Origin of the sequence: Serratia sp. BFP-2025 (assembly GCF_050880365.1) — a bacterium.
GTDB classification, from domain to species: Bacteria; Pseudomonadota; Gammaproteobacteria; order Enterobacterales; family Enterobacteriaceae; genus Serratia; species Serratia surfactantfaciens.
Window position 1 is genome coordinate 74074 of record NZ_JBPAFV010000004.1, and the last position, 23408, is coordinate 97481.

Annotated in this window: 20 protein-coding genes; 9 read left to right on the forward strand and 11 right to left on the reverse strand. The window is 60.8% G+C overall.

What is annotated here, in order from left to right; all coding sequences use genetic code 11:
* Positions 1–4 precede the first annotated feature (4 nt).
* The 5 genes from ACRAWE_RS21055 to ACRAWE_RS21075 all read right to left on the reverse strand — a co-directional run bounded on the left by ACRAWE_RS21055 (position 5) and on the right by ACRAWE_RS21075 (position 4006).
* Positions 5–757 carry a sugar phosphate isomerase/epimerase family protein gene (locus tag ACRAWE_RS21055; RefSeq protein ID WP_019455512.1) on the reverse strand — a complete coding sequence of 251 codons (753 nt, stop codon included), beginning with the start codon at positions 755–757 and terminating at the stop codon, positions 5–7.
* A 165-nt stretch (positions 758–922) separates the two neighbouring features.
* Positions 923–1957 (reverse strand): LacI family DNA-binding transcriptional regulator, encoded by a 1035-nt coding sequence (locus ACRAWE_RS21060; protein WP_019455513.1) that lies wholly within the window; start codon positions 1955–1957, stop codon positions 923–925.
* Between the two features lie 124 nt (positions 1958–2081).
* Positions 2082–2744 (reverse strand): OmpA family lipoprotein, encoded by a 663-nt coding sequence (locus ACRAWE_RS21065; RefSeq protein WP_016929583.1) that lies wholly within the window; start codon positions 2742–2744, stop codon positions 2082–2084.
* Positions 2745–2990: 246 nt separating this feature from the next.
* Positions 2991–3443, reverse strand: a complete 453-nt coding sequence (locus tag ACRAWE_RS21070; protein WP_063918270.1) for an N-acetyltransferase — start codon at positions 3441–3443, stop codon at positions 2991–2993.
* Positions 3440–4006: a DNA-3-methyladenine glycosylase I gene (locus ACRAWE_RS21075; RefSeq protein WP_019455515.1), complete on the reverse strand. Its 567-nt coding sequence runs from the start codon at positions 4004–4006 to the stop codon at positions 3440–3442. The genes ACRAWE_RS21070 and ACRAWE_RS21075 overlap by 4 nt, the downstream gene beginning before the upstream one ends.
* A 196-nt stretch (positions 4007–4202) precedes the next feature.
* Between ACRAWE_RS21075 and ACRAWE_RS21080 the strand changes: the two genes are divergently transcribed.
* From ACRAWE_RS21080 to glyS, 3 genes are all read left to right on the forward strand, one after another.
* Positions 4203–6191, forward strand: coding sequence for an autotransporter outer membrane beta-barrel domain-containing protein (locus ACRAWE_RS21080; RefSeq protein WP_432525840.1), 1989 nt, complete (start codon positions 4203–4205; stop codon positions 6189–6191).
* A 766-nt stretch (positions 6192–6957) separates the two neighbouring features.
* Positions 6958–7875 (forward strand): glycine--tRNA ligase subunit alpha, encoded by a 918-nt coding sequence (gene glyQ / locus ACRAWE_RS21085; RefSeq protein WP_004933966.1) that lies wholly within the window; start codon positions 6958–6960, stop codon positions 7873–7875.
* Positions 7876–7884: 9 nt separating this feature from the next.
* Positions 7885–9954 (forward strand): glycine--tRNA ligase subunit beta, encoded by a 2070-nt coding sequence (gene glyS / locus ACRAWE_RS21090; RefSeq protein ID WP_019455517.1) that lies wholly within the window; start codon positions 7885–7887, stop codon positions 9952–9954.
* Positions 9955–9995: 41 nt separating this feature from the next.
* Here the strand turns inward: glyS and ACRAWE_RS21095 are convergent, their stop codons facing one another.
* On the reverse strand, positions 9996–11057 hold the full coding sequence (locus ACRAWE_RS21095) for a Fic family protein (protein ID WP_244889055.1): 1062 nt from the start codon (positions 11055–11057) through the stop codon (positions 9996–9998).
* 151 nt (positions 11058–11208) lie between these two features.
* Between ACRAWE_RS21095 and ACRAWE_RS21100 the strand changes: the two genes are divergently transcribed.
* The 4 genes from ACRAWE_RS21100 to ACRAWE_RS21115 all read left to right on the forward strand — a co-directional run bounded on the left by ACRAWE_RS21100 (position 11209) and on the right by ACRAWE_RS21115 (position 16236).
* Entirely contained in the window at positions 11209–11928 is a 720-nt protein-coding gene (locus ACRAWE_RS21100) for a DUF3053 domain-containing protein (protein WP_019455519.1), read from the forward strand.
* Positions 11929–12472: 544 nt separating this feature from the next.
* Positions 12473–14386: a PTS mannitol transporter subunit IICBA gene (locus ACRAWE_RS21105; RefSeq protein ID WP_019455520.1), complete on the forward strand. Its 1914-nt coding sequence runs from the start codon at positions 12473–12475 to the stop codon at positions 14384–14386.
* 58 nt (positions 14387–14444) lie between these two features.
* Complete coding sequence (locus tag ACRAWE_RS21110; protein WP_063918268.1) at positions 14445–15590, forward strand: mannitol-1-phosphate 5-dehydrogenase; 1146 nt, start codon at positions 14445–14447, stop codon at positions 15588–15590.
* A 94-nt stretch (positions 15591–15684) separates the two neighbouring features.
* Entirely contained in the window at positions 15685–16236 is a 552-nt protein-coding gene (locus tag ACRAWE_RS21115; RefSeq protein ID WP_016929575.1) for an MltR family transcriptional regulator, read from the forward strand.
* Here ACRAWE_RS21115 and ACRAWE_RS21120 read toward each other — a convergent pair.
* Complete coding sequence (locus tag ACRAWE_RS21120) at positions 16233–16841, reverse strand: LysE family translocator (protein WP_004933983.1); 609 nt, start codon at positions 16839–16841, stop codon at positions 16233–16235. The genes ACRAWE_RS21115 and ACRAWE_RS21120 overlap by 4 nt on opposite strands.
* Before the next feature lie 142 nt (positions 16842–16983).
* Between ACRAWE_RS21120 and ACRAWE_RS21125 the strand changes: the two genes are divergently transcribed.
* Positions 16984–18450: a PLP-dependent aminotransferase family protein gene (locus ACRAWE_RS21125; RefSeq protein ID WP_063918267.1), complete on the forward strand. Its 1467-nt coding sequence runs from the start codon at positions 16984–16986 to the stop codon at positions 18448–18450.
* 73 nt (positions 18451–18523) lie between these two features.
* Positions 18524–18886 (forward strand): YibL family ribosome-associated protein, encoded by a 363-nt coding sequence (locus tag ACRAWE_RS21130; RefSeq protein WP_063918266.1) that lies wholly within the window; start codon positions 18524–18526, stop codon positions 18884–18886.
* A 10-nt stretch (positions 18887–18896) separates the two neighbouring features.
* Here the strand turns inward: ACRAWE_RS21130 and ACRAWE_RS21135 are convergent, their stop codons facing one another.
* The 4 genes from ACRAWE_RS21135 to sodA all read right to left on the reverse strand — a co-directional run bounded on the left by ACRAWE_RS21135 (position 18897) and on the right by sodA (position 23224).
* Complete coding sequence (locus ACRAWE_RS21135; RefSeq protein WP_432525842.1) at positions 18897–19676, reverse strand: class I SAM-dependent methyltransferase; 780 nt, start codon at positions 19674–19676, stop codon at positions 18897–18899.
* Between the two features lie 103 nt (positions 19677–19779).
* Positions 19780–20451: a 6-hydroxyaminopurine reductase gene (yiiM, locus tag ACRAWE_RS21140; protein WP_033631409.1), complete on the reverse strand. Its 672-nt coding sequence runs from the start codon at positions 20449–20451 to the stop codon at positions 19780–19782.
* 98 nt (positions 20452–20549) lie between these two features.
* The gene (locus ACRAWE_RS21145; RefSeq protein ID WP_432525843.1) at positions 20550–22478 is read right to left on the reverse strand and encodes a methyl-accepting chemotaxis protein; all 1929 of its coding nucleotides are present in this window, start codon (positions 22476–22478) and stop codon (positions 20550–20552) included.
* Between the two features lie 125 nt (positions 22479–22603).
* Positions 22604–23224, reverse strand: a complete 621-nt coding sequence (gene sodA / locus ACRAWE_RS21150) for a superoxide dismutase [Mn] (protein WP_004934003.1) — start codon at positions 23222–23224, stop codon at positions 22604–22606.
* Between the last annotated feature and the right edge of the window lie 184 nt (positions 23225–23408).

Genomic DNA, 23408 nt, shown 5'->3' on the forward strand with positions numbered 1-23408 from the left:
GGGGTTACTCCGCACGCAAAATATTGACGTAATGGCGGGTGACGGCTTCCAGATCATCGCCCTGCAACGGGAATTCGATGCCGCGCGGCGCGTCGTGCGGCAGGCGGGCCAAGAGATCGCGCCAGCTGCCGTCGGTATCGTCCAGCGCCACGGCGCGCCAGCCGCGTGGGCCTTGGGTGGCGGCTTTGACGTGCACGTAACCGACGTGACGGGCCAGGCGATCGGCGGCGGCGAAGGCGTCTTGTCCTACCCACAGCCAGTTGGCCATATCGAAGGTCATGCTGACCGGCAGGTGGCTATCTTCCGCCGCATGGAAAAAGGCGTTCAGCATCGACAAAATGCCGCAGTCCGGCGTCTGGTCGTTTTCTACCACCAGTTTGACCGGGTGTTGTTCCAGCGCCACTTTCAGCTCGGTAAAGTCGAAGCCGGGGCGGAAATGGCCAAGGGACAGCTTCAGCTGGCGTGCGTTCAGCGCCTGTGCCTCCGCCAGCAGCGCCGGCAGGTTGGGGTTCAGCGTATGTTGCGGGGTGAACAGCGCCTCAGGGGCGGAATAGACGGCGAACAGTTGCTGGCGCTCGATCTCCTGCGCCAGCGCCGGCAGGCTGTCCAGCTCGCCGGCGGCGAACAGTTCGCGGCGGATCTCGACGCCGTCGGCGCCGGCACCGGCGATGAGGGGCAATAGCGCGCGCTGGCCGCCGTGTTGTTTGACGGTATCGGTGCCGTAGGCGCCGGTGACCACGATGATTTCTGTTTTCATTTTGACTCCTGAGGCGGCATTGTCGCCACCGCTGCTGTTACCGGTACGTTAAATGGAACCGGTTCCAGCGGGAAGCGACAGAGTGTAAAAATATGATCGCAATCACGAAGCTGAGCAAAAAACAGCCGATGCGGAGGGGAGGTCAACGGCCCATGGGAAAGTCAGTCAGCGGGTGGTGGAGCCGCGGACGATCAGCTCGCCGGAGAACATTTGATCGCCACTGGGGGCGGCCAGGCCCTGAATGCGCTGCACCAGCCGCTCCAGCGCCGCGTGCCCCATTTGGTAGGTGGGCTGCTTCAGCGTGGTGATGCCGACGCCCGCCAGCTCCGCCCACTCCAGTTCATCAAAGCCCAGCAGGCCGATGTCGTTGCCCCACTGGATGCCCAGCCGTCGCATGGCGCGCGCCACCTGCAGCGTCAGGGCGCCATTGGCGGAGATCACCGCCTTGCGCATGCCGCGATGGCGGCCGCTGAAATCGCTCAACACTTGCTCCAGCTTCTGCCGATCGTTGAGCGGCGTTTCGGCCTGCTCCGCCAACAGCGCGGGGTGCTGCGCCATGGTATGCCTGAAGGCGTGCAGGCGTTCCAGACGGGTGTTGACCGTGCCGAGCGGCTCGCTGAGGAACAGGATCGCTTCGAAACCTTGTTGCAGCAGATGTTCGGTGGCGACGGTGGCGGCTTCGCGGTTGTTCAGGCCCACCACGTCGCAGGCGAAGTCGGGGATCTTGCGGTCGATCAGCACCATCGGCAGCATCGACTGTTGCAGCGTGGATAAGGCTTCCTCGCGCATGCCGACCGCGTTGACCACGATGCCTTCCACCCGATAACTGCTGAGCAGCTGCAGATAGTGCTGCTCCTGATTGACTTCGTTGTTGGTGTTACACACCAGCAGGGTAAAACCGTGCTGGCGACAGGCGGCTTCAATACCGCGCATCACGTCCACCGAATAGGGGTTGGTGATATCGGCGAGGATCAGGCCGATCAGGCGGGTCTGGCCACCTTTCAGGCTGCGCGCCATCTGGCTTGGCCGGTAGTCGAGCTGCTGAATGGCCTGTTCGATGCGCTGTTTGAGATCGTCGGAAAGCAGGTGCTGTTCACCATTCAGATAGCGCGACACGCTGGTCTTGCCGGTTTTGGCGATGCTTGCCACATCGCTGATGGTGGCGCGTCCTGAGGCGCGCGTTGCCTTGCCTGTGCTCACAGCCGATCTCTCCCGCAGTTAATTGCCAAGGAGACTACCATACCCGATGTGCGAGCGGGAATGTTGAAGGATAAGGAGAAAGTCGGGAGGAAGCGGCGGGGCGTCGGTTGCGCCCCGCACGGGATTACTGCAGCGGGCTGAGGGTGATCTCGACGCGACGGTTCTGCGCCTTGCCTTCCGCGGTGCTGTTGGAGGCGATCGGGTTGTCCGGGCCGGCGCCGGTGGTGCGAATACGGTTCGCCGCCACGCCCTGAGTGATCAGCGCGCTGGCTACGCCGTCGGCGCGCTGTTGCGACAGGTTCATGTTGAGCGAGCGAGAACCGGTGCTGTCGGTGTAGCCGACCACGTTGACCGCGGTTTTCGGATACTCTTTCAGCACCATGGCGACGCCGGTCAGGGTGTTGGCGCCCGCCGGTTTCAGCGTGGCGCTGCTGCTGTCGAAGGTCACGTTGTTCGGCATGTTCAGCACGATGTTGTCGCCCTGGCGGGTGACGCTGACGCCGGTGCCTTTCATCTTGTCGCGCAGTTTGGCTTCTTGCACATCCATGTAATAACCCGCGCCGCCGCCGAGCGCCGCACCGGCCGCCGCGCCGATCAGCGCGCCTTTGCCGCGATCTTTCTTGGAGGAGGACAGCACGCCGACGCCGGCGCCCAGTGCGGCCCCGAGGCCTGCACCGATACCGGATTTACCGACTTCGGATTCGCCGGTGTAAGGGTTGGTGGTACAGGCCGACAGGGTGAGCGCTACGCTCACTGCGCCGGCAATAATGGCAATGCGTTTTTTCATGTTCTTGTCCTTAATGGCATCAAAATCTGTACGCGCCGGCCCAAAACGGGGGCGCAAAAAATGGGCGCCGCGGGAAGCCCGCGCCACCGCGCTACTATGACGCGCTGGTTCGCCGGCAGTTCCAGAGAAAAGCGTGACAAATGATGAGCGCGGGGGAGTGCTGGGGGGTGTTATGCGACAAAATGCCGGGCGGCGCCATGCAGCGGATTCCTAATTGCGCGCCGCCGGGGTGTGAATGCGCCTTTTTTAACCGCAACCGGTTGAATTTTCGATTGCTGGCCAGTTCATGATCAGCGTATAGGCCAGGGTTTCGTCGTTGAACAGGCGCTGTGTCACCTGAAAACCGTGCTTGTGGTAGAACGCGCAGGCGCGCAGGTTCTGCTGATAAACCTCCAGGCTGAGCCGGCGGTAGCGCTGCTGCACATGCGCCATCAGCGCCTGGGCGACGCCGCGGCCGTGGAACGCCCGATCGACGAACAGCGCGCCGATGAACTGCTCGTCCAGCACGCTGATAAAGCCGACGATCTCGTCGTCATGCCAGCAGGCCCAGCTTTGCGCGCGCGGCAGGTAGTTTTCTCGTACCAGCGCGGCGCTCTCGCGCCAGTATTTTTCCGCCACGAACGGATGGGCGGCGATGGTGCTGGGCAGCCACAGCGCCATCAGCCGGTCGATATCCTCCAGGCCGCTGGGGCGGATCACCGTGGCTTTGGGTAGCACATGCACCCCGTCAGGTGATCGTTCACCAGCCCGCTGGCCTGCATGAAGGCGTAACAGATGGTGGAGCCGATAAACTTGAAGCCGCGCTTTTTCAGCGCCTTGGACATGGCGTCGGACTGCTCGGTTTTAGCCGGGACCTGGCTTAGCGCTTGCCAGCGGTTGAGCTGCGGCTGGCCGCCGACGAAATCCCAAATGAAGGTGACGAAATTCTCCCCGGCCTCCTCCATCGCCAGATAGGCCCTGGCGTTGGTGATAATGGCTTCTATCTTGCCGCGATGGCGGATGATGCCGCTGTCCTGCAGCAATCGTTCCACGTCCTGCTCGCTCATGGCGGCGACCCGCTGCGGATCGAACTGGTGGAAAGCGCGGCGGTAGTTCTCGCGCTTTTTCAGCACGGTGATCCAGGAAAGGCCGGCCTGTTGCCCCTCCAGACAGAGCATTTCAAACAGCTCGCGCGCGTCGGTGGTGGGTGCGCCCCATTCCTTGTCGTGATACTCGAGATACAACGGATCGGCCGTCACCCAACCGCAACGTTCGTCTGCCATCCTGAATGTCCTTATGCTGTATTTATGAACAGTAATCATCGCTCGAAGCGGCGAACTTGGCAAGCCTCTGATTGTTTTGTCATCAGCCCGCTTGACGTGACGGAAAAGCCGACAATAGTTACTACATGGCCGGTGGAAAACCGGTCAACGATAAAAACGATATTGCCTTCATTTGCAGGCTCTCAGGAGTCGATTCATGCCTCTAAAAATAACGTGCATGCCCCGCCCGGCGGCGCTTGCAGTGGCGCTACTTTGCTGTGTGACCCTTCCGGCTCAGGCGTATGACCAACTCTACGTCTTTGGCGACAGCCTGAGCGATACCGGCAACAACGGCCGGTTCACCTATGACGGCAGCCAGCATCTGCTGTACGACGAGGCGTTGGCGCAGCGCATCGGCGCGGCGCTGGTGGCTTCGGACAACGGCGGTGAAAACTATGCCGCCGGCGGCGCCGTGGCGGTGCCGGGCCTGAATCCGGTCGATAATACCCAGGATCAGGTGCAGCGCTATCTGAACCGGGTTAACGGCCAGGCCGATGGCGACGGTTTGTACATTCATTGGATCGGCGGTAACGATCTGGCGGCGGCGGCGTTGAACGCCGCGACCGCACCCGGTGTGGCCTATAACAGCGCGGCGGCCGCCGCCGCGCAGGTGCATTCGCTGCTGAACGCCGGCGCCGGCACGGTGATCGTGCCGACGGTGCCGAACATCGGCTCCACGCCGCAGCTGATGGAGTTGATCATTCAACAGGCACTGTCTCCGGTGCAGGGGGCGGCAATCCAGGCGGCCTACGCCACGCTCAATTCGCTGGCGACGCCGGACAACGCGTCACGCACGCAGGCGATCCACGCGGCGTTGGCCGCTGCGGCGAAGCAGGGCAGCGCCATTCCTCAGGTGCAGCAGGCGATCGCCACCCAGCTCATCGCGGCGTATGACAGCCTGAGCGCGCAGGCCGGTCAGCTGACCGATTTCTATAATCAAAGTGAAGACCGTTTGCTGGCGCAGGGCGGCGGCAATATCGTGCGGGTGGACGTCAACAAACTGTTTGCCGAAGCGATCGCCAATCCGGCGCAGTTCGGCTTCGCCAACACCGCCGGCATGGCTTGTCCGCCGGGCGTTTCCTCGGCGGTCTGCCGTTCCGACATGCCCGGCTTCGATGCCAGCCAATCCTATCTGTTCTCCGACCACTTCCACCCGAGCCCGCAGGCGCACCTGCTGATTGCGGATTATATCCAGGCGGTGTTGGATGGCCCGGCGCAGGTGGTGGCGCTGAATCAGGCGACGGCGGCGATGGCGCGCGACAGCCGCGCCACGCTCGACAGCCGCTTCCAGCAGCTGCGCCACGGCGAAAACCCGCAGGGCTCGCTGGGCGTGTTCGGCGGTTACGCCGGCCAGCACTACGACTATGCCGATAACCGGGCGGCGGGGGACGGCAACGCCACCACCCACAACCTGACCGTCGGCGTGGACTATCAGCTGACCGACGGCTGGTTGATCGGTGCGTTGATCGCCGGTTCCAACGACGATCAGCATCCTTCCAGCCGTTATGATTACAAGGCGCGTGGGCTGCTGCTGTCGGCCTTCAGTTCGCTGGCGATATTCGAGCACGGTTGGGTCAACGCCGATCTGCACTATGCGGCGATGGATTATGACGATATTCGCCGCAGCATGCGGCTGGGGCCGCTGACGCGTACCGAAACCGGTTCGACTTCCGGCAAGCAGTGGGGCGCGCGCGTGACTGCCGGCTATGACTTCCCGATCGCTTCTTACCTGACCACCGGGCCGGTGGCGCAGTTCGCCTGGGATTACAGCCGCGTTTCCGGCTACAGCGAAGACGGCGATGACAGCACCGCCATGCGCTTCAACGATCAAACCTACCACTCGCAGATTGGTGCGCTGGGCTGGCGGCTGGATACGCAATTCGGCGTATTTAACCCTTATGCGGAAGTGAGCTATCAGCATCAGTTCGGCGACGACGTCTACCGCGCCGGCGGTGGCCTGAAATCGACGCAAACCTCGTTTACCCGCGACAGTGCGGGCCAGGACAAAAACTGGGTGGATGTCACGCTGGGGGCCAACATGCCGCTGACGGACAGGGTATCGGCCTTCGCCACCGTCTCGCAAACCGGCGGGCTGAGCAGCGGCGAGCAGTTTATGTATAACGTCGGCGTCAGCGCGCGTTTTTGAATGGATTGCCTGCAGAGCGCGTTTGCCAAAGGCGCGCTAAATGGCAATGCGTAAGCGATACGTTCGTATAAGGGAAGCTAATTAAGAGGAAGCGGACGGGAATTAATTATGCGGGCCGTCATGACGCTGACGGAAATACAAAAAAAAACTGATCCTATGAAAGGATCAGGTAGCCACTTGGCCAACACCAGGGAAAATTTTAATTATTATTGTATAACCAAAGATTAACTGTCAATGGGTTTCTGTGGCTCATTGTTGGCGTATTACATATCCGCTTGTTTCTCCTCGAGTCGCTGCATCGGCCCGTCGCGTGATATCGCCTTATTTTTCACGATATAAGAAATAATTTGGCGCTTAGTCACATTATCTGCCGGTGAGGCGAGTTTTTTAGTTGATAAAATTAACAAAAATAACATTGGCGTAACTTTGCCCTGTGGCAAATATAAGCATGTGTGCATTTCAATCTGCGTAAATAGGGTTGATGAGAACAGGTGCTGTGGGCGAATAAGTGACGATTTAAGCAACGATTAGTCTCGTTTTTTGTTAAGTTATTCTAATGTTTTTGGCGGGCCGTATTTTCGCCACGTTCGTCGCCGGTGAAATAAGCCGGCTAACCGGCGTCCTGTCCTGCGCGCGCCGCGCGCGAAAATCCAGCGCTTCTCGCCCCGATTCGCACTTGTTGCCGGATTCTGGCTGTATATCTTACGGTCAACGGGTATACTGGCTCATTCCATCTAAATCCACTTGTATCGCGTGCGAATTCAACATGCAAAAGTTTGATACCAAGACCTTCCAGGGCCTGATCCTGACACTGCAGGATTATTGGGCGCGCCAGGGCTGCACCATCGTTCAACCATTGGACATGGAAGTCGGCGCGGGAACCTCACACCCGATGACGTGCCTGCGTGCACTGGGGCCGGAGCCGATGGCCGCCGCCTACGTGCAGCCATCCCGCCGTCCGACCGACGGCCGCTACGGCGAAAACCCGAACCGTCTGCAGCACTACTACCAGTTCCAGGTGGTGATTAAGCCATCGCCGGACAACATTCAGGAACTCTACCTGGGCTCGTTGAAAGAGCTGGGTCTGGATCCGACCATCCACGACATCCGCTTCGTGGAAGACAACTGGGAAAACCCGACGCTCGGCGCCTGGGGCCTGGGTTGGGAAGTGTGGCTGAACGGCATGGAAGTGACGCAGTTCACCTACTTCCAGCAGGTCGGCGGCCTGGAGTGCAAGCCGGTAACCGGCGAGATCACCTACGGTCTGGAGCGTCTGGCGATGTACATCCAGGGCGTGGACAGCGTGTATGATCTGGTGTGGAGCAACGGCCCGCTGGGCGTCACCACCTACGGCGACGTGTTCCACCAGAACGAAGTGGAGCAGTCCACCTACAACTTCGAATACGCCGACGTCGACTTCCTGTTCTCCTGCTTCGAGCAGTACGAGAAAGAGGCCCAGTCGCTGCTGGCGCTGGAAAAACCGCTGCCGCTGCCGGCCTACGAACGCATCCTGAAGGCGGGTCATACCTTCAACCTGCTGGACGCGCGCAAGGCGATTTCGGTGACCGAGCGTCAACGCTACATTCTGCGCATCCGCACGCTGACCAAAGCCGTTGCCGAAGCCTACTACGCTTCCCGCGAAGCGCTGGGCTTCCCGATGTGCAACAAGAAGAACGAGAACTAAGAGGCAGCCATGACTCAACAGACTTTCCTGGTGGAAATCGGCACGGAAGAGCTGCCGCCGAAGGCTCTTCGTTCCCTGGCGGAATCTTTCGCCGCCAACTTCACTGCCGAGCTGGATAACGCCGGCCTGGAACACGGTGAAGTGAGCTGGTTCGCCGCACCGCGCCGCCTGGCGCTGAAAGTGGCCAACCTGAGCGCGGCGCAGGCCGATCGCGAAATTGAAAAACGCGGCCCGGCGATCGCTCAAGCGTTCGACGCCGAAGGCAAACCGAGCAAAGCGGCCGAAGGCTGGGCGCGCGGCTGCGGCATCACCGTCGATCAGGCTGAACGCCTGGTGACCGACAAGGGCGAGTGGTTGATGTACCGCGCCCACGTCAAAGGCCAGTCGGCGCAGCAACTGCTGGCCGGCATGGTCAGCACCGCGCTCGGCAAGCTGCCGATCCCGAAACTGATGCGCTGGGGCGATTCTGACGTGCAGTTCGTGCGTCCGGTGCACACCGTCACGATGCTGCTGGGCGCCGATCTGATCCCGGGCACCGTGCTGGGCATCGACTCTGCGCGTACCGTGCGCGGCCACCGCTTCATGGGCGAAGCCGAGTTTACCCTCGACAACGCCGACCAATACCCGCAGATCTTGCTGGAGCGTGGCAAAGTGGTCGCCGACTATGAAGCGCGTAAAGCGCTCATCAAGCGCGACGCCGAGCTGGCGGCGCAGAAGATTGGCGGCAAGGCCGATCTGAGCGACAGCCTGCTGGAAGAAGTGGCCTCGCTGGTGGAATGGCCGGTGGTGCTGACCGCCAAATTCGAAGAGAAATTCCTGGCGGTGCCGGCGGAAGCGCTGGTGTACACCATGAAGGGCGATCAGAAGTATTTCCCGGTGTACGACGCCGCGGGCAAACTGCTGCCGAACTTTATCTTCGTGGCCAACATCGAGTCGAAAGACCCGCAGCAGATCATCTCCGGTAACGAGAAGGTGGTGCGTCCGCGTCTGGCCGACGCCGAGTTCTTCTTCAACACCGACCGCAAGAAACGTCTGGAAGACAATCTGCCGCGCCTGGAAACCGTGCTGTTCCAACAGCAGTTGGGCACCCTGCGCGACAAGACCGATCGCATTCAGGCGCTGGCGGGCTGGGTTGCCGGCCAGATCGGCGCCGACGTCAACCACGCCACCCGTGCGGGCCTGCTGTCGAAGTGCGACCTGATGACCAACATGGTGTTCGAATTCACCGACACCCAGGGCGTGATGGGCATGCACTACGCGCGCCACGACGGTGAGGCGGAAGACGTCGCCGTTGCGCTGAACGAGCAGTATCAGCCGCGCTACGCCGGTGATGCGCTGCCGCAGTCGCTGGTGGCTTGTTCACTGGCGATCGCCGACAAGATGGACACCCTGGCCGGCATCTTCGGCATCGGGCAGCATCCGAAAGGCGATAAAGACCCGTTCGCGCTGCGCCGCGCCGCGCTGGGCGTGCTGCGCATCATCGTCGAGAAAAACCTGCCGCTGGATCTGCAGACTCTGACCGAAGAGGCCGTGCGCCTGTACGGCAGCAAGCTGACCAACGCCAAAGTGGTCGATGAGGTGGTGGAATTCATGCTGGGCCGCTTCCGCGCCTGGTATCAGGAAGAAGGCCACGCGGTCGATACCATTCAGGCGGTGCTGGCGCGCCGTCCGACCAAGCCGGCCGACTTCGACGCACGCGTCAAGGCGGTATCCCACTTCCGCACGCTGGACGAAGCGGCGGCGTTGGCTGCGGCCAACAAACGCGTCTCCAACATCCTGGCCAAATCTACCGAAACGCTGAACGACAGCGTGCGCGCCTCGGTGCTGAAGGACGCGGCAGAGATCCAGTTGGCGACCCACCTGGTGGTGCTGCGCGACAAGCTGCAGCCGTACTTCGCGGCGGGCAACTACCAGGAAGCGCTGGTGGAACTGGCTGCGCTGCGTGAGCCGGTGGATGCGTTCTTCGACAACGTGATGGTAATGGCGGACGATGCGGAAGTGCGCGTGAATCGTCTGACGCTGCTGAGCAAACTGCGTGAACTGTTCCTGCAGGTGGCGGATATCTCCGTACTGCAGTAAAACGGCTCTGTGCTGTGAAAAGGCGCCTGCGGGCGCCTTTTTTATGGCTGGCGTAACTGTTTGATACCGGCTGCGGTCAAGCGATAGCGTTGTAAACGGCTCTTGGGCTTATCCGGTAACGTCATTTCAATCCAACCGGCATTCAAGGCAGGTTGGAGATAGCGTTCGCGGAAAGATTTTCGATCCTGCAACTGTAGAACATTCTGGAGTGCTTCTCGCGACATCTCACCTTGCAGCGTCGCCAGCAAGTCAGCGACTTGGGGGGTGACTTGGGGGGTGACTTGGGGGGTAATACTCAGCTCAAGCGCTTTTAGAATCATTTCCAGCATGAATTCAACGAAGGGTGAACAATCGGTTTTTTGGTTGCTGGCATTCAGCGCTTGGTAATATCCGGACTGGTTATCATGCACCAGGCTCTCAACCGGCACGTTGGCGAACAACGGATCCCAGCGTGACAAAATCAGCGTTTGCCACAACCGTCCCATGCGGCCGTTTCCATCGGCAAACGGGTGGATGAATTCGAATTCATAGTGAAATACGCAGCTGCCGATCAGCGGTGGCAGATCGGTTTGTTGCAGCCAGATGAGCAGTTGGCGGATCAGCAACGGTACGCGTTCCGCCGGGGGAGCCATATGGATCACGACGTTGCCGTTCATCACGCCGACGCCGCTCTGACGATAGCGGCCGGCATCAGGTAGCAAGCTGTTCATCAGCATCCCATGTGCGGCAAGCAGATGGCGTTCATTTTCGGGATGCCAATGATTCAGGTTGGTATAGCAATGGATGGCATTCATCGCTTCCTGAACGTCTCGCGGAGGGGCGATGACGCGTTTACCTGCGATGATAGCGGTGATCTGCTCTTCGCTCAGGGTATTGCCTTCGATCGCCAACGAACCTTGAATGGTGCGGATCCGATTGATGCGCCTTAGCTGCAACGCATGCTCTTGTTCCGCTTGCATTGTCAAATGGGCCAACGCTGCCCCTACGTCTGTCGCCAGATGCAGAATGGAGGGGGTGATGGTCAACGGCGGTTGATAAGAGGACATGAGCAAGTTGGCCCGGCGATAAACGTTGGAAAAGTGTACCATGCGTACGTGGTACACGCAGTACGCCGTTTTTAACCAGACAATGTTCACCGCAAGCGGAATCGCGTATCGGAACGCCGCCAGTTGATCTATTCTTATAGGCGCACGGAGTGCGGAAAAAGGGGCGGAGTCCAATGAAAAAGCAGGTTTATAACAGGAGTTATGTCACATGGCGGTAGGGATCCAGAGCAGAGTTTTCGCGCGTTGGTTGGCACCGGTATTGGCATTGTTGGTGGTCATGCAATTGACCGCCTGCGGCGATAAAGAGCCGGAACAGCGCAAAGCATTCATTGATTACTTACAGAATACCGTGATGCGCAGCGGGGCGAACATCCCCACGCTGAGCGAAGACCAGAAACAGAAGTTCGGCAACTATGCCGGCGATTACGCGATTTTGGTCGGTTTTTCCCAGCAGTTGTCCAAATCGGTCGGCGCCAGCCTGACGCCGGCGCTGGACCAGATTAACCAGATCCGCACCGCGCAGGACTACCTGAACAAACGCGACGCGCTGCAGCAGTCGGTCGGAGCATTGAACCTGCTGGGCCAGCAGATCCAGTCCGCCAAATCGCAGGCGGATACCGCCCGTGCGGCGCTGAAGCAGCCCGACGATCTGAAGGCGGTGTACAACCAGGCCTATGACAAGATCGTCACCGCGCCGGCCAACGCCCTGATGCCGGCGATCCCGACCACCGCCAGCTTCGTGCAGGATCTGGTGCAGGTTGGCGATTTCCTGCAGAGCCAGGGCAATCAGGTCAGCTTTAACAACAACGGCGTGCAGTTCCGCACCGCGCAACAGGTGGCGCAATACAACACCATGATGTCGAATCTGGTGGCTAAACAGCAGAACCTGGTGAACGCGCAGAAAACCATTCAAAGCGTGACGCAATAACGCCCCCGCGCACGAGAGACAGGCCGGCATTGCCGGCCTGTTTTATTTCCCCCCTCAGCGTTTCCAATAACTTGCTGGCTTATTGCGCAGGCTTCTGTACTACACTTCAATTAATCCATTCATTAGGCAATGTAGTTTTCTTTCACTCATCACTTCGCTAGTTCCCGGCGGGATGAGTGCTCACAGGGAAGATCAAACAGCGCGTTGTTATCGGGCGCGGCGGCCAAAAATAAATTGTGATGTTTGTCACAATTTAAAAACAAAACACCAAGTTAAAAATGTGATGCGCATCACTTTATTGCGGGTTTTAAGGCGGTTTCTTTCTCACTGTGCTTTTTTTACACGCCATAATTGTGATCGGCATCACTATAAGTGGTGGTTTGTTGGGGTGTTGTATGTGATTTGTATCACAAAAAATTCGTGAAGTTCGCGTGACAAAAACAGCGTGATAGAGTCCGTTTCGCATACAGCGGCAACACGGCTGGATCGTCACAACAATAATCACGCGCTCTATTGTCAGCGCGTAACAATAGGGGTGTGTTTTATGTTTTCACCAGACATCAAGGTTAAAGTGCAAAACTTTGGCCGCTTCCTGAGCAACATGGTGATGCCCAACATCGGCGCCTTTATCGCCTGGGGGATTATCACCGCACTGTTCATTCCAACCGGCTGGCTGCCGAATGAAACCTTAGCCAAGCTGGTCGGCCCGATGATCACCTACCTGCTGCCGTTGCTGATCGGCTACACCGGCGGGCGACTGGTAGGCGGCGATCGCGGCGGCGTAGTCGGCGCCATCACCACCATGGGCGTCATCGTCGGCGCCGACATGCCGATGTTCCTCGGCGCGATGATCGCCGGCCCGCTGGGCGGCTGGGCTATCAAGCACTTCGACCGCTGGGTGGACGGCAAGATCAAAAGCGGCTTTGAAATGCTGGTGAACAACTTCTCCGCCGGCATCATCGGCATGCTGCTGGCGATCCTGGCCTTCCTGGGCATCGGGCCGCTGGTGGAGGTGCTCTCCAAACTGCTGGCGGCGGGTGTGCACGTGATGGTGACGAACAACCTGCTGCCGTTGGCGTCCATCTTCGTTGAACCGGCGAAAATCCTGTTCCTGAACAACGCCATCAACCACGGCATCTTCTCGCCGCTGGGCATTCAGCAGGCCACGGAAGCCGGCAAGTCGGTGTTCTTCCTGATTGAAGCCAACCCAGGCCCGGGCATGGGCGTGCTGATGGCCTACATGTTCTTCGGCCGCGGCAGCGCCAAGCAATCCGCCGGCGGTGCAGCGATCATTCACTTCCTGGGCGGCATCCACGAAATCTACTTCCCGTACGTGCTGATGAACCCACGTCTGCTGCTGGCGGTGATCCTGGGCGGCATGACCGGCGTCTTTACCCTGACGATGCTGAACGGTGGCCTGGTGTCTCCGGCTTCCCCTGGGTCGATTCTGGCGGTGCTGGCGATGACCCCGAAAGGCGCCTATTTCGCCAACATTGCAGCGGTGTTCGCAGCCTTTGCCGTCTCCTTCGTGGTGTCCGCTTTCCTGCTGAAAACCTCCAAGGTGAAAGAGGATGACGATCTGGAAGCCGCGACCCGTCGCGTGCAAGAGATGAAATCGCAGTCCAAGGGCGGCGCGGCCGCGCCGTCGGCGGTCGATGGCGATCTGAGCACCGTGCGCAAAATCATCGTCGCCTGCGATGCGGGCATGGGCTCCAGCGCCATGGGCGCCGGGGTGCTGCGCAAGAAAGTGGCCGACGCCGGGCTGAAGAACATCTCGGTGACCAACAGCGCCATCAACAGTCTGCCGGACGATGTGGACCTGGTGATCACCCACCGCGATCTGACAGAACGCGCGATGCGCCATGCGCCGCAGGCCCAGCACATTTCACTGACCAACTTCCTCGACAGCAAGCTATATGGCGATCTGGTCGAGCGTTTGCTGGCGGTGAATACCGCTGCCGCAGCGGCCCCGCAGAGCGGCGCGCACGCGGCTGCAGAGGCCGGCGAACAGGGGCTGTTCAAGCTAAGCGAGAGCAACGTGTTCCTCAACCTGCAGGCCAGCGACAAAGAGCAGGCGATCCGTTTCGCCGGCGAGCAGCTGGTGAAGGGCGGCTACGTTGAGCCGGAATACGTGCCGGCGATGCTGGAGCGCGAAAAGCTCACGTCCACCTACCTGGGCGAGTCGATCGCCGTGCCGCACGGCACCATCGAGGCTAAAGACCGGGTGCTGCGTACCGGCGTGGTGTTCTGCCAATACCCGCAGGGCGTGCGCTTCGGCGATGAAGAGGACGAAGTGGCGCGCCTGGTGATCGGCATTGCCGCGCGCAACAACGAACATATCCAGGTGATCACCAGCCTGACCAACGCGCTGGATGACGAGAGCGTGATCGAGCGGCTGGCGAATACCACCAGCGTCCAGGAAGTGCTGGACCTGCTCGGCGGCAAAAAAGCCGGATAACAGAATCATTTTAAAGGGTGCAGCTTGCTGCACCCTTCGACATTAAGAAGGTAGAGTTATGAAAGCATTACATTTTGGCGCAGGGAACATCGGCCGCGGTTTTATCGGCAAGCTGCTGGCGGACGCGGGCGTTGAGCTGACCTTCGCCGACGTCAATCAAACGGTGCTGGATCTGCTGAACAGCCGTAAAAGCTACCAGGTGCACGTGGTGGGCGAGCAAGAGCGCGTAGAGAGCGTCAACAACGTCAGCGCCGTCAACAGCGGCAGCGAAGCCGCGGTAGCGCTGATCGCCGAGGCGGATCTGGTGACCACCGCCGTGGGCCCGCAAATTCTCGCCAAAATCGCCGGCACGATCGCCAAAGGGTTGGTGTTGCGCCATCAGCAGGGCAATGCGCAGCCGCTGAACATCATCGCCTGTGAGAACATGGTGCGCGGCACCAGCCAGCTGAAGCAGCACGTGTTTGCCGCGCTGCCGCAGGACGAGCAAGCATGGGTTGAGCAGCACGTCGGCTTCGTCGATTCGGCGGTCGACCGCATCGTGCCGCCGGCGGACAGCAGCGATCCGCTGGAAGTCACAGTGGAAACCTTCAGCGAATGGATCGTCGACCAGACGCAGTTTAAAGGCCAGCCTCCGGCGATCGCTGGCATGGAGCTGACCGATAACCTGATGGCTTTCGTCGAGCGTAAGCTGTTCACCCTCAACACCGGTCACGCCATCACCGCCTATCTCGGCCAGCTGGCTGGGTTGCAAACCATTCGCGACGCCATTCTTGACCCGGCGATCCGCCGCGTGGTGAAAGGGGCGATGGAAGAGAGCGGCGCGGTGCTGATCAAGCGCTATGGCTTTGACGCCGATAAGCACGCCGCCTACATCAATAAAATCCTCGGCCGCTTTGAAAACCCGTATCTGCATGACGACGTCGAGCGCGTAGGGCGTCAGCCGCTGCGCAAACTGAGCGCTGGCGATCGCCTGATCAAGCCGTTGCTGGGCACGCTGGAATATGGCCTGCCGCACGCCAACCTGATCCAGGGCATCGCCGCCGCCATGAGTTACCGCAGCGAACAGGATCCGCAGGCGCTGGAATTGGCGGAACTGCTGAGCACCCTGGGGCCGAAAGCCGCGCTGGCGCAAATTTCCGGCTTGCCGGCGGAAAGCGAGGTTGTAGAACAGGCCGTTGCTGTGTATAACGCCATGCACAAGTAGATCCGTGATGATGAACACCCGAGCGCAGCTTGCTGCGCTCCTGCAACCCGAGTTCGGCATCGACGGCCCTCCCCACGCCTTTCGAAAAGCGACGATGGAAGAAGCACAGGCATTTGAAAACCAGGTTCTGGAAAAGCTGAACGCGGGCAAAACGGTGCGCAGCTTCCTGATCGCGGCGGTAGAGCTGCTGGCGGAAGCGCTCAACGTGCTGGTGGTGCAGGTATTTCGCAAGGACGACTACGCGGTGAAATATGCCGTCGAACCGCTATTGTCCGGCAGCGGCCCGTTGGGGGAGCTGTCGGTGCGCCTGAAGCTGATGTACGGGCTGGGGGTGATTTCCCGCCACGAATATGAAGACGCCGAGCTGCTGATGGCGATGCGGGAAGAGCTGAACCATGACGGTTCGGAATACCGCTTCGTTGACGACGAAATCCTCGGACCGTTCGGCGAGCTGCACTGCGTGGCTGCGCTGCCGCCGGTGCCGACCTTCCTGCAGCCGGGTGAGGCGGATGAAGCGCTGATCGCCATGCAGCGCCAGCGCTATCAGCAGATGGTGCGCTCCACCATGGTGCTGTCCATTACCGATCTGATCGCCGGTATCGGCGCCAAACAACCCTCCCGGCTTTCTCCTCTCGGCCGCGGCTAAGCAAAGGCCGCGCGCCACTCGTCGAACAGCAACCACAGCGCGGTGGCGGCCATCAGGCCTGACATCGCGCCGTTGAACACCCGCAGTTTCCAGGTGACCCGCAGCGCGTTGCGCAACCGATCGCCCAGCACCGCCCACAGCAGCACGCAAGGCAAGTTCAGCAGCGCGAAACCGGCGATGACCGACAGCGTATGGACAAAGGTGGCGCCTTCGCGCGGGGTGAACAGGATCGCCACGTTGATCACCATCAGCCAGGCCTTGGGATTGACCGCCTGAAACAGCGCGCCGTTGAGCAGGCTCATCGGCTGCGCCTGCTCTTTGGCGTCCGGCGAGGCGGCCTGGAACAGTTTCCACGACAGCCACAGCAGGTAGGCGCAGCCGATCACCGCCAGCGGGAAGCGGATGACGCCGGCCCAGCTCAACGCCAGCGCCAGCAGCGGGATAATGATCGCCAGCTGCACCGCGCAGCCGACGCAGATGCCGAACAGCATCGGCAGGGTGCGGCGCAGGCCGAAGTTGACGCCCGACGAGGCCAGCAGCAGGTTGTTGGGGCCGGGGGTGATCGACATGACGGTGACGTAGCTGACAAAGGCGGAGTCCAGCATGGCAGGTTCCTTGAAAATGACGGTGATAACGAGAGGATCAGCATAATCGCTGCGATGGGATGGTGACAGAATCACAAATCGTATATTGTCATGGTTACAGTTGTACGAAATGTAAACTGTACCCATTGCCTGGAGAGAAACTGTGACCCTGCTCGATGAGACCCCGGATACCCGTTACCTGCAGCTGGCGGATACGCTGGCTGAGGCCATTCGCCGCGGCACGCTGCTGCCCGGTGACCGCTTGCCCTCGGTGCGGCGCTGTGCGCAAACCCATCGCGTCAGCATCAATACCGTGGTGTCGGCTTACCGCACGCTGGAGGATCGCGGGCTGATTGAAGCACGGCCACAGTCGGGGTTTTATGTGCGCAGCACGCTGCCGGCGCTGAAGATGGCCTCGGCGCCCAGTGGCCGTATCGAACCGCCGGCGGACGACGTGCTGGCGCTGATCGATACGGTGTTCGCCGCCCAGCAAAACCCGGCCTTCACCAACATTGCGCTGGCCTGCCCGCAGACCAGCGATTTCTATCCCGGCGGCAAGCTGGGGCGCATGCTGTCCTCTCAGCTGCGCCGCCAGCCGGATCTGATCGGGCAGTACCCGTTGCCGCCCGGCAGCCTGCGGCTGCGCCAGCAGATCGCCCGCCGCTCGATGACGCTGGGTATGCTGCTGGAGCCGGGCGACGTGGTGCTGACCCACGGCTGCATGGAAGCGCTGCAGCTGGCGCTGCGCGTCACCACCCAACCGGGCGACTGCGTCGGGCTGGAGTCGCCGACCTACTTTTATCTGCTGCCGCTGCTGGCCAGCCTGGGGCTGAAAGCGCTGGAAATCCCCACCGACCCACAGCTGGGGCTGTCGCTGGATGCGCTGGAACTGCTATTGAACGAGAAGCGGCTGAATGCGGTGATCGCCATGCCGACGGTGCAAAACCCGCTGGGTTGCACCATGCCGCTGGCGGCGAAAAAGCGGCTAGCGCGGCTGATGAACGATCATCAGGTGCCGTTGATTGAAGACGGGCTGTATGCCGAGATCCAGTTCGGTGGCGCGCTGTCACCGGCGGTGAAGGCGTTCGATCGCGACGGCTGGGTGCTGTTTTGCTCCAGCTTCACCAAAACGCTGGCGCCGGATTTTCGCGTCGGCTGGATCTGCGGCGGCCGTTTCCATGAGGCGTTGCGCAAGCTGAAGGCGGTGTCATCGATGTCCGAGTCGCAGCTACTGTCGGAAACGCTGGCGACCTTCCTGGAGAGCGGCGGCTACGATCACCATTTGCGCAACCTGCGTAAGCGCTACGCCGCTCAGGTGGACGAGGCGCGGGCGCTGATCGCCCGGCATTTCCCGCGCGGCACGCTGGCCACGCAGCCGGCGGGCGGCTTCGTGTTTTGGGTCGAGTTCCCTCCTAACGTGGACAGCGTGGCGCTGTTCCATCAACTGCTGGAGGAGCAGATCTGTTTGACGCCGGGCACCCTGTATTCCCCCAGCGGGCGCTACCGCAACGCGCTACGGCTCTCCTGCTGCTACCCGTTCAACGCGCGTTACACCCAGGCGCTGGCCCGGCTGGGCGCCAAAGCCTGCGAGATGAGCGGCCTGCCGCCCGGTATTGCGCAGGACGGGTAACGGCGCGCGCCTTTTGCTACAATGCCGGTATTGTTGATTAGCGTGCCATTTTGGGCACAACGGGCCAGAGACCATGAAAGAGAAAGAAAAGGCAGAGATCAAGCGCCTGAGCGACCTGCTGGACGCCTTGAACCACAAAGACGCCACCGTGATCCAACAGGGCAATCCTGAGTTGATCGCGCAGCACACCAAAGAAAAAGAGAAGCTGGCGGCGGAGATCGAGCGCCTGAAAAACGTGCGCGGCGAAAAGCTGAGCGCCGAAGCGCAAAAGCTGAGCAAGCTGCCGTTCAGCCGTGAAATCACCAAGAAAGAGCAGGCCGATATGGGCGCGCTGAAGAAAAGCGCGCGTGGGCTGATCGTGGTGCACCCGATGACCGCGCTGGGCCGTGAGATGGGCCTGAAAGCGGTCACCGGTTACGCCAAGAAAGCGTTCTGAACCCCGGGCGTCAGACCTTGGTGGTGAAATACGCCTTGGTCTGATAGGGCACGGTTATCGTGTCCTGGCCCTGCAGCTCCTCTTCTTCCGCCACCAGTTGGCGCAATTGATCGATAACCTGCTCCTGTTGCGGCTGCGGCAGCGCGGCGATAAAGCTGGTTGAACGCACGCGGTTGTAGATCACGTCCTCCACTGCGCCCCGGTGGCCCAGCATAAACACCTGCTCCTGCAGAGGTTCAAAGCCTTTGAACGGGAAGAACTTGCGCCATTCACCGGTATAGAAACGCGGCGCATCGCCTTCGTGGCGATCGACGATCTGATTCAGTTTACGCACCCAACCGACGCGCGCATCGCGCATGTTCCACACCAGACCGAGTTTGCCGCCGGGCTTGAGAATGCGCTGGATTTCCGCCAGCGCCTGCGGCGTGGCGAACCAGTGGAAGGATTGGGCGCACACCACGGCATCGACCGACTCGTCCGGCAGCGGGATCGCCTCGGCGGTGCCCGCCAGCGTTTTCACCTGCGGCAGCGCCGCCGACAATTTTTCCAGCATTTGCGGCACCGGTTCGACGGCGATCACCTGCGCGCCGGTTTCCAGCAGGCGCGGGGTGAACTTGCCGGTGCCGGCACCGAGATCGATAACCGTCATGCCGGCGTGCAAACCGATGACGTCACGCAGCCAGACGGCGATTTCCGGCGGGTAATCCGGCCGGCCTTTCACATAGCGATCGGCATTGGTCTGATAGCCTTCGGCGGCGGCGTGATGAATCGAATGGGTCGGGGTGGTCATATACCTGGCTCCTGGCTGAAAAAACGTGCGGCTACAGTATAGGCGGAAGAAAATGTTTAGCGCGGCATCCGGCGCACGTTTTTCATCTTTTCCGCCCGCGTGTTCAACGGCCGAGCAGGCGGCGATTGAAGTCCTCGAGGCGCCCTTCGGCGAGCCGCGTGAGCATGGTCTTGCTCCAGCTGGCGGAGAGGCCGGCCACCGCCAACAGGCGGCGGTACTGTTCCGCGTCGAACGGCATATGCCAGGCGATGGCGATAGCTTCGGCGACCGTCACGTCGCTGCTGCGCGCCGCCAGCTCCAGCGGACGGTCGCCGCTGACCGCGCCCGGCGACACCACCCGATACAGCCAGCCGCAGCGGCCGCTTTGCTGCATCAGCACCGAAATATCCTCGATCGCGAAGTGATAGTTGAGTTTGAAGCACGGCGAGCGCGGCTGAGTGACCTGGATCAGCGCCTCACCCCAGCGGAAGATGTCGCCCATAAAGACGTTGTGCTCGGTCAGCCCTTCGGTGGAGAGATTCTCGCCGAAGGCCGGGGCGCAAAACTGCTCCGCCTGCGCCGGAAACTGCTCGCGCCAATGGAGGTAATGCTCGCGCGGGTAGTGGCACAGCGCGCGGTCCGGCCCGCCGTGATAGCTTTTCTCCGCCTGTTCGTCACCCTCCAGGCCGAGCGGCGTGAGCCGGATGGCGCCATCCACCTGGCGCTTGGCGATGGCGCTGGGGCGCCCGCCCTCATAGGGTTGAATGCTGCCGATGTAAACGTCTGGGTGATGCATGTGTGCCTCCGTGTCTCGCGTCGAGGGCTCAGCATAGCCTGAGTTGCGCCGGGGGGACATAACAACCCGCCCGAAATAATCAGGCGGGCGGCGGGGCGTCAGAAGGTGGTCCAGTTCTCTTCCGCTGCGGCGTTGGCGGCCGCGGGTTTGACGGTCGGCGCTTTCGGCGCGGCGGCTTTGGTGGCGACGGGCTCGGTCTGTTCCGCCAAGCGGAACACCGAAACGCTCTGCAGCAGCATCTCCGCCTGCTCTTCCAGCGAATCGGCGGCGGCGGCAGACTCTTCTACCAACGCGGCGTTCTGCTGGGTGGTGTGGTCCATTTCTACGATCGCCTGGCCAATCTGGGCGATGCCGCGCGTCTGTTCATCGGAGGCGGCGGCGATCTCGGCCATGATGTCGCGCACGTGGGTAACCGAGCGGACGATCTGCTCCATGGTGTTGCCGGTGCTTTCTACCAGTTCGGTGCCGGTTTTCACCCGGCTGACCGATTCGGCGATCAACCCTTCGATCTCTTTGGCTGCCTGGGCGCTGCGGCTCGCCAGGCTGCGCACTTCGCTGGCGACCACCGAGAAGCCGCGGCCCTGTTCGCCGGCGCGTGCCGCTTCGACAGCGGCGTTGAGCGCCAGGATGTTGGTCTGGAAGGCAATGCCGTTGATCAGGGTGGTAATTTCGGCGATACGCTGCGAACTGCTGGAGATATCGCGCATGGTGCTGACCACGTTTTCCACCAGCTTGCCGCCCTGCTGCGCGGTCTGCGAAGCGTCGGTGGCCAGCTGATTGGCGTGATGGGCGTTGTCGGCGTTCTGTTTCACCGTGGCGGTCAGCTGTTCCATGCTGGCGGCGGTTTCCTCGACCGCTGCCGCCTGCTGTTCGGTACGGGAAGAGAGATCGGTGTTGCCGGCGGCGATTTCCGCCGAGGCGGTGGAAACCTGGCTGACGCCCATCTGGATCTTTTCAATCATGGTGCGCAGATTTTGGCTCATCGCCGCCACCGCGTTCAGCAGCTGCCCCAGCTCATCGCGGCGGGTGCTGGTCTGCGCCTGACGCAGGTCGCCGCTGGCGATGCGTTCCGCCATCGCCAGCGTGCTGTGCAGCGGACGGGTGATCTGCAGCGTGATGCGCCAGGCGATAAGGACCCCGGCGATGATGGCGATCAGGGTGGTGATGCCCATCTGCAGCTGCGCCAGATTGATGTTGTTGCGCGTTTGCACCAGCTCGTCCTGCATAAAGGCGTTCACCAGCGTGCCGATCGCCTGCGCGCGTTCGCCGAGCTGCCGGCTGATCTGCTGCTCGTGCTCATAGGCCGGCAGGTAGGCCGCAATGCGGTTTTTGTAATCGTCCAAAGCGGCCAGCAGCGGCTGCAGCTGCGGGCGCTGCGCGTCGCTGACCCGGAGGCTCAGGGCGTTGGCCGCGTCACGCGCGTCGTCAATGGCCGCCATCAGCGGCGCCTCGGTTTCCTTGTTCAGGCTCAGCAGCAGGCCGCGCGCGCCGTAGCGCACCTGGGTCAGCTTTTGGTTCAGCTGGATAAAGGCCAGCTGCAGATCGCCGTTGGTCAGCTGACGTTCCACCTGGCTCAGGCTGGCCTGCACTTCCGACATGTTCCAGCTCTGGCGCACCGCATCTTTGGCCGCCACCGCCTGCTCAAAGACTTTTTGCTGCTGCTGGTATTCCCCGATCAGCGTCACCAGACGCTGCAGATCCTTGCGGCTTTGGGCGTCCCAGTCCAGCGCTTGCCCCTGGTCTATCAGTTTGACGGCGTTGTCGATATTGGCGCGATTGTTCTGAATATATTCCGGCTGGTAGGTCTGGCCATACATGGCGCGGTTGTATTTGGCCTGATTGATCTCCTCGTTCAGCCGGTTGCTGAAGTCGATGCGATCGGCGCGGGATTCGATGATGTGCAGGTATTGCGCTCCGGTGCCGGCGATGACGACCGCCAACAGCAGCAACAGCGCGAAGCCGAGACCGAGCTTTTTACCTACGGTGAGATGAGTGAACTTTCCTGCCAATGCTTGCAATGCCGCCATAGCGTTTTTCCTTCTCCGGGCGAACGTCAATTGAACAAACCATCGGCAAGAAGTGGTCAAACTTTAGCGGATTTCAGGCAAAAAAATACCCGCCGGCGGCGGGCATCTTCATCAGCGGGGGCGAATTACTTCTTCGCAGCGAAGCGTGCGGCCGCTTCGTCCCAGTTGACCACGTTCCAGAACGCCTTGATGTAGTCAGGGCGTTTGTTCTGATATTTCAGGTAGTAAGCGTGTTCCCACACGTCCAGACCGATGATTGGGAAACCGGAAGCGCCGGCGACGGCTTCGCCCATCAGCGGGCTGTCCTGGTTGGCGGTAGACACCACGGCCAGTTTGCCGTCTTTCAGCACCAGCCAGGCCCAACCGGAACCGAAGCGGGTGGCTGCGGCTTTCTCGAACTCTTCCTGGAATTTCTCAACGCTGCCGAAATCGCGCTCGATGGCCGCTTTCAGATCGCCGCCCAGCGTGGTGCCGGTTTTCAGGTTTTTCCAGAAGAAGCTGTGGTTGGCGTGGCCGCCGGCGTTGTTGCGCATGAAGGTGCGTTTGTCGGCAGGCACTTTATCCAGATCCTGGATCAGCTCTTCAACGCTGTATTTGGCCAGCTCAGGGTAGGCTTCCAGCACGGTGTTGGCGTTGTTGACATAGGTCTGGTGGTGTTTGGTGTGATGGATTTCCATCGTCTGCTTGTCGAAATGCGGTTCCAGTGCGTCGTAAGCGTACGGCAGGGATGGCAGTGAATAACTCATAATCATCATCTCCAGTGGTGTATGGGCGGCGCAAAGGGCGAGCACCGCGTAAGCAGTCGGATCATTATAGTTAATTAAATGATATTGAAAATGATTATCAATGCCCTGTGAAGTGTGTGGTTAATGAACAAATCGCTGCGTTAACAGACTGATAGAAAAGAAGCCTTGAGCGCCACCTGATGCC

Bases quoted from the DNA above. Each gene is read 5' to 3' on its own strand.
- ACRAWE_RS21055 (WP_019455512.1), bottom strand. From the start codon at position 757: ATGAAAACAGAAATCATCGTGGTCACCGGCGCCTACGGCACCGATACC.
- ACRAWE_RS21065 (WP_016929583.1), bottom strand. From the start codon at position 2,744: ATGAAAAAACGCATTGCCATTATTGCCGGCGCAGTGAGCGTAGCGCTC.
- ACRAWE_RS21075 (WP_019455515.1), bottom strand. From the start codon at position 4,006: ATGGCAGACGAACGTTGCGGTTGGGTGACGGCCGATCCGTTGTATCTC.
- ACRAWE_RS21080 (WP_432525840.1), top strand. From the start codon at position 4,203: ATGCCTCTAAAAATAACGTGCATGCCCCGCCCGGCGGCGCTTGCAGTG.
- glyQ (WP_004933966.1), top strand. From the start codon at position 6,958: ATGCAAAAGTTTGATACCAAGACCTTCCAGGGCCTGATCCTGACACTG.
- glyS (WP_019455517.1), top strand. From the start codon at position 7,885: ATGACTCAACAGACTTTCCTGGTGGAAATCGGCACGGAAGAGCTGCCG.
- ACRAWE_RS21100 (WP_019455519.1), top strand. From the start codon at position 11,209: ATGGCGGTAGGGATCCAGAGCAGAGTTTTCGCGCGTTGGTTGGCACCG.
- ACRAWE_RS21105 (WP_019455520.1), top strand. From the start codon at position 12,473: ATGTTTTCACCAGACATCAAGGTTAAAGTGCAAAACTTTGGCCGCTTC.
- ACRAWE_RS21110 (WP_063918268.1), top strand. From the start codon at position 14,445: ATGAAAGCATTACATTTTGGCGCAGGGAACATCGGCCGCGGTTTTATC.
- ACRAWE_RS21115 (WP_016929575.1), top strand. From the start codon at position 15,685: ATGGAAGAAGCACAGGCATTTGAAAACCAGGTTCTGGAAAAGCTGAAC.
- ACRAWE_RS21120 (WP_004933983.1), bottom strand. From the start codon at position 16,841: ATGCTGGACTCCGCCTTTGTCAGCTACGTCACCGTCATGTCGATCACC.
- ACRAWE_RS21130 (WP_063918266.1), top strand. From the start codon at position 18,524: ATGAAAGAGAAAGAAAAGGCAGAGATCAAGCGCCTGAGCGACCTGCTG.
- ACRAWE_RS21135 (WP_432525842.1), bottom strand. From the start codon at position 19,676: ATGACCACCCCGACCCATTCGATTCATCACGCCGCCGCCGAAGGCTAT.
- yiiM (WP_033631409.1), bottom strand. From the start codon at position 20,451: ATGCATCACCCAGACGTTTACATCGGCAGCATTCAACCCTATGAGGGC.
- ACRAWE_RS21145 (WP_432525843.1), bottom strand. From the start codon at position 22,478: ATGGCGGCATTGCAAGCATTGGCAGGAAAGTTCACTCATCTCACCGTA.
- sodA (WP_004934003.1), bottom strand. From the start codon at position 23,224: ATGAGTTATTCACTGCCATCCCTGCCGTACGCTTACGACGCACTGGAA.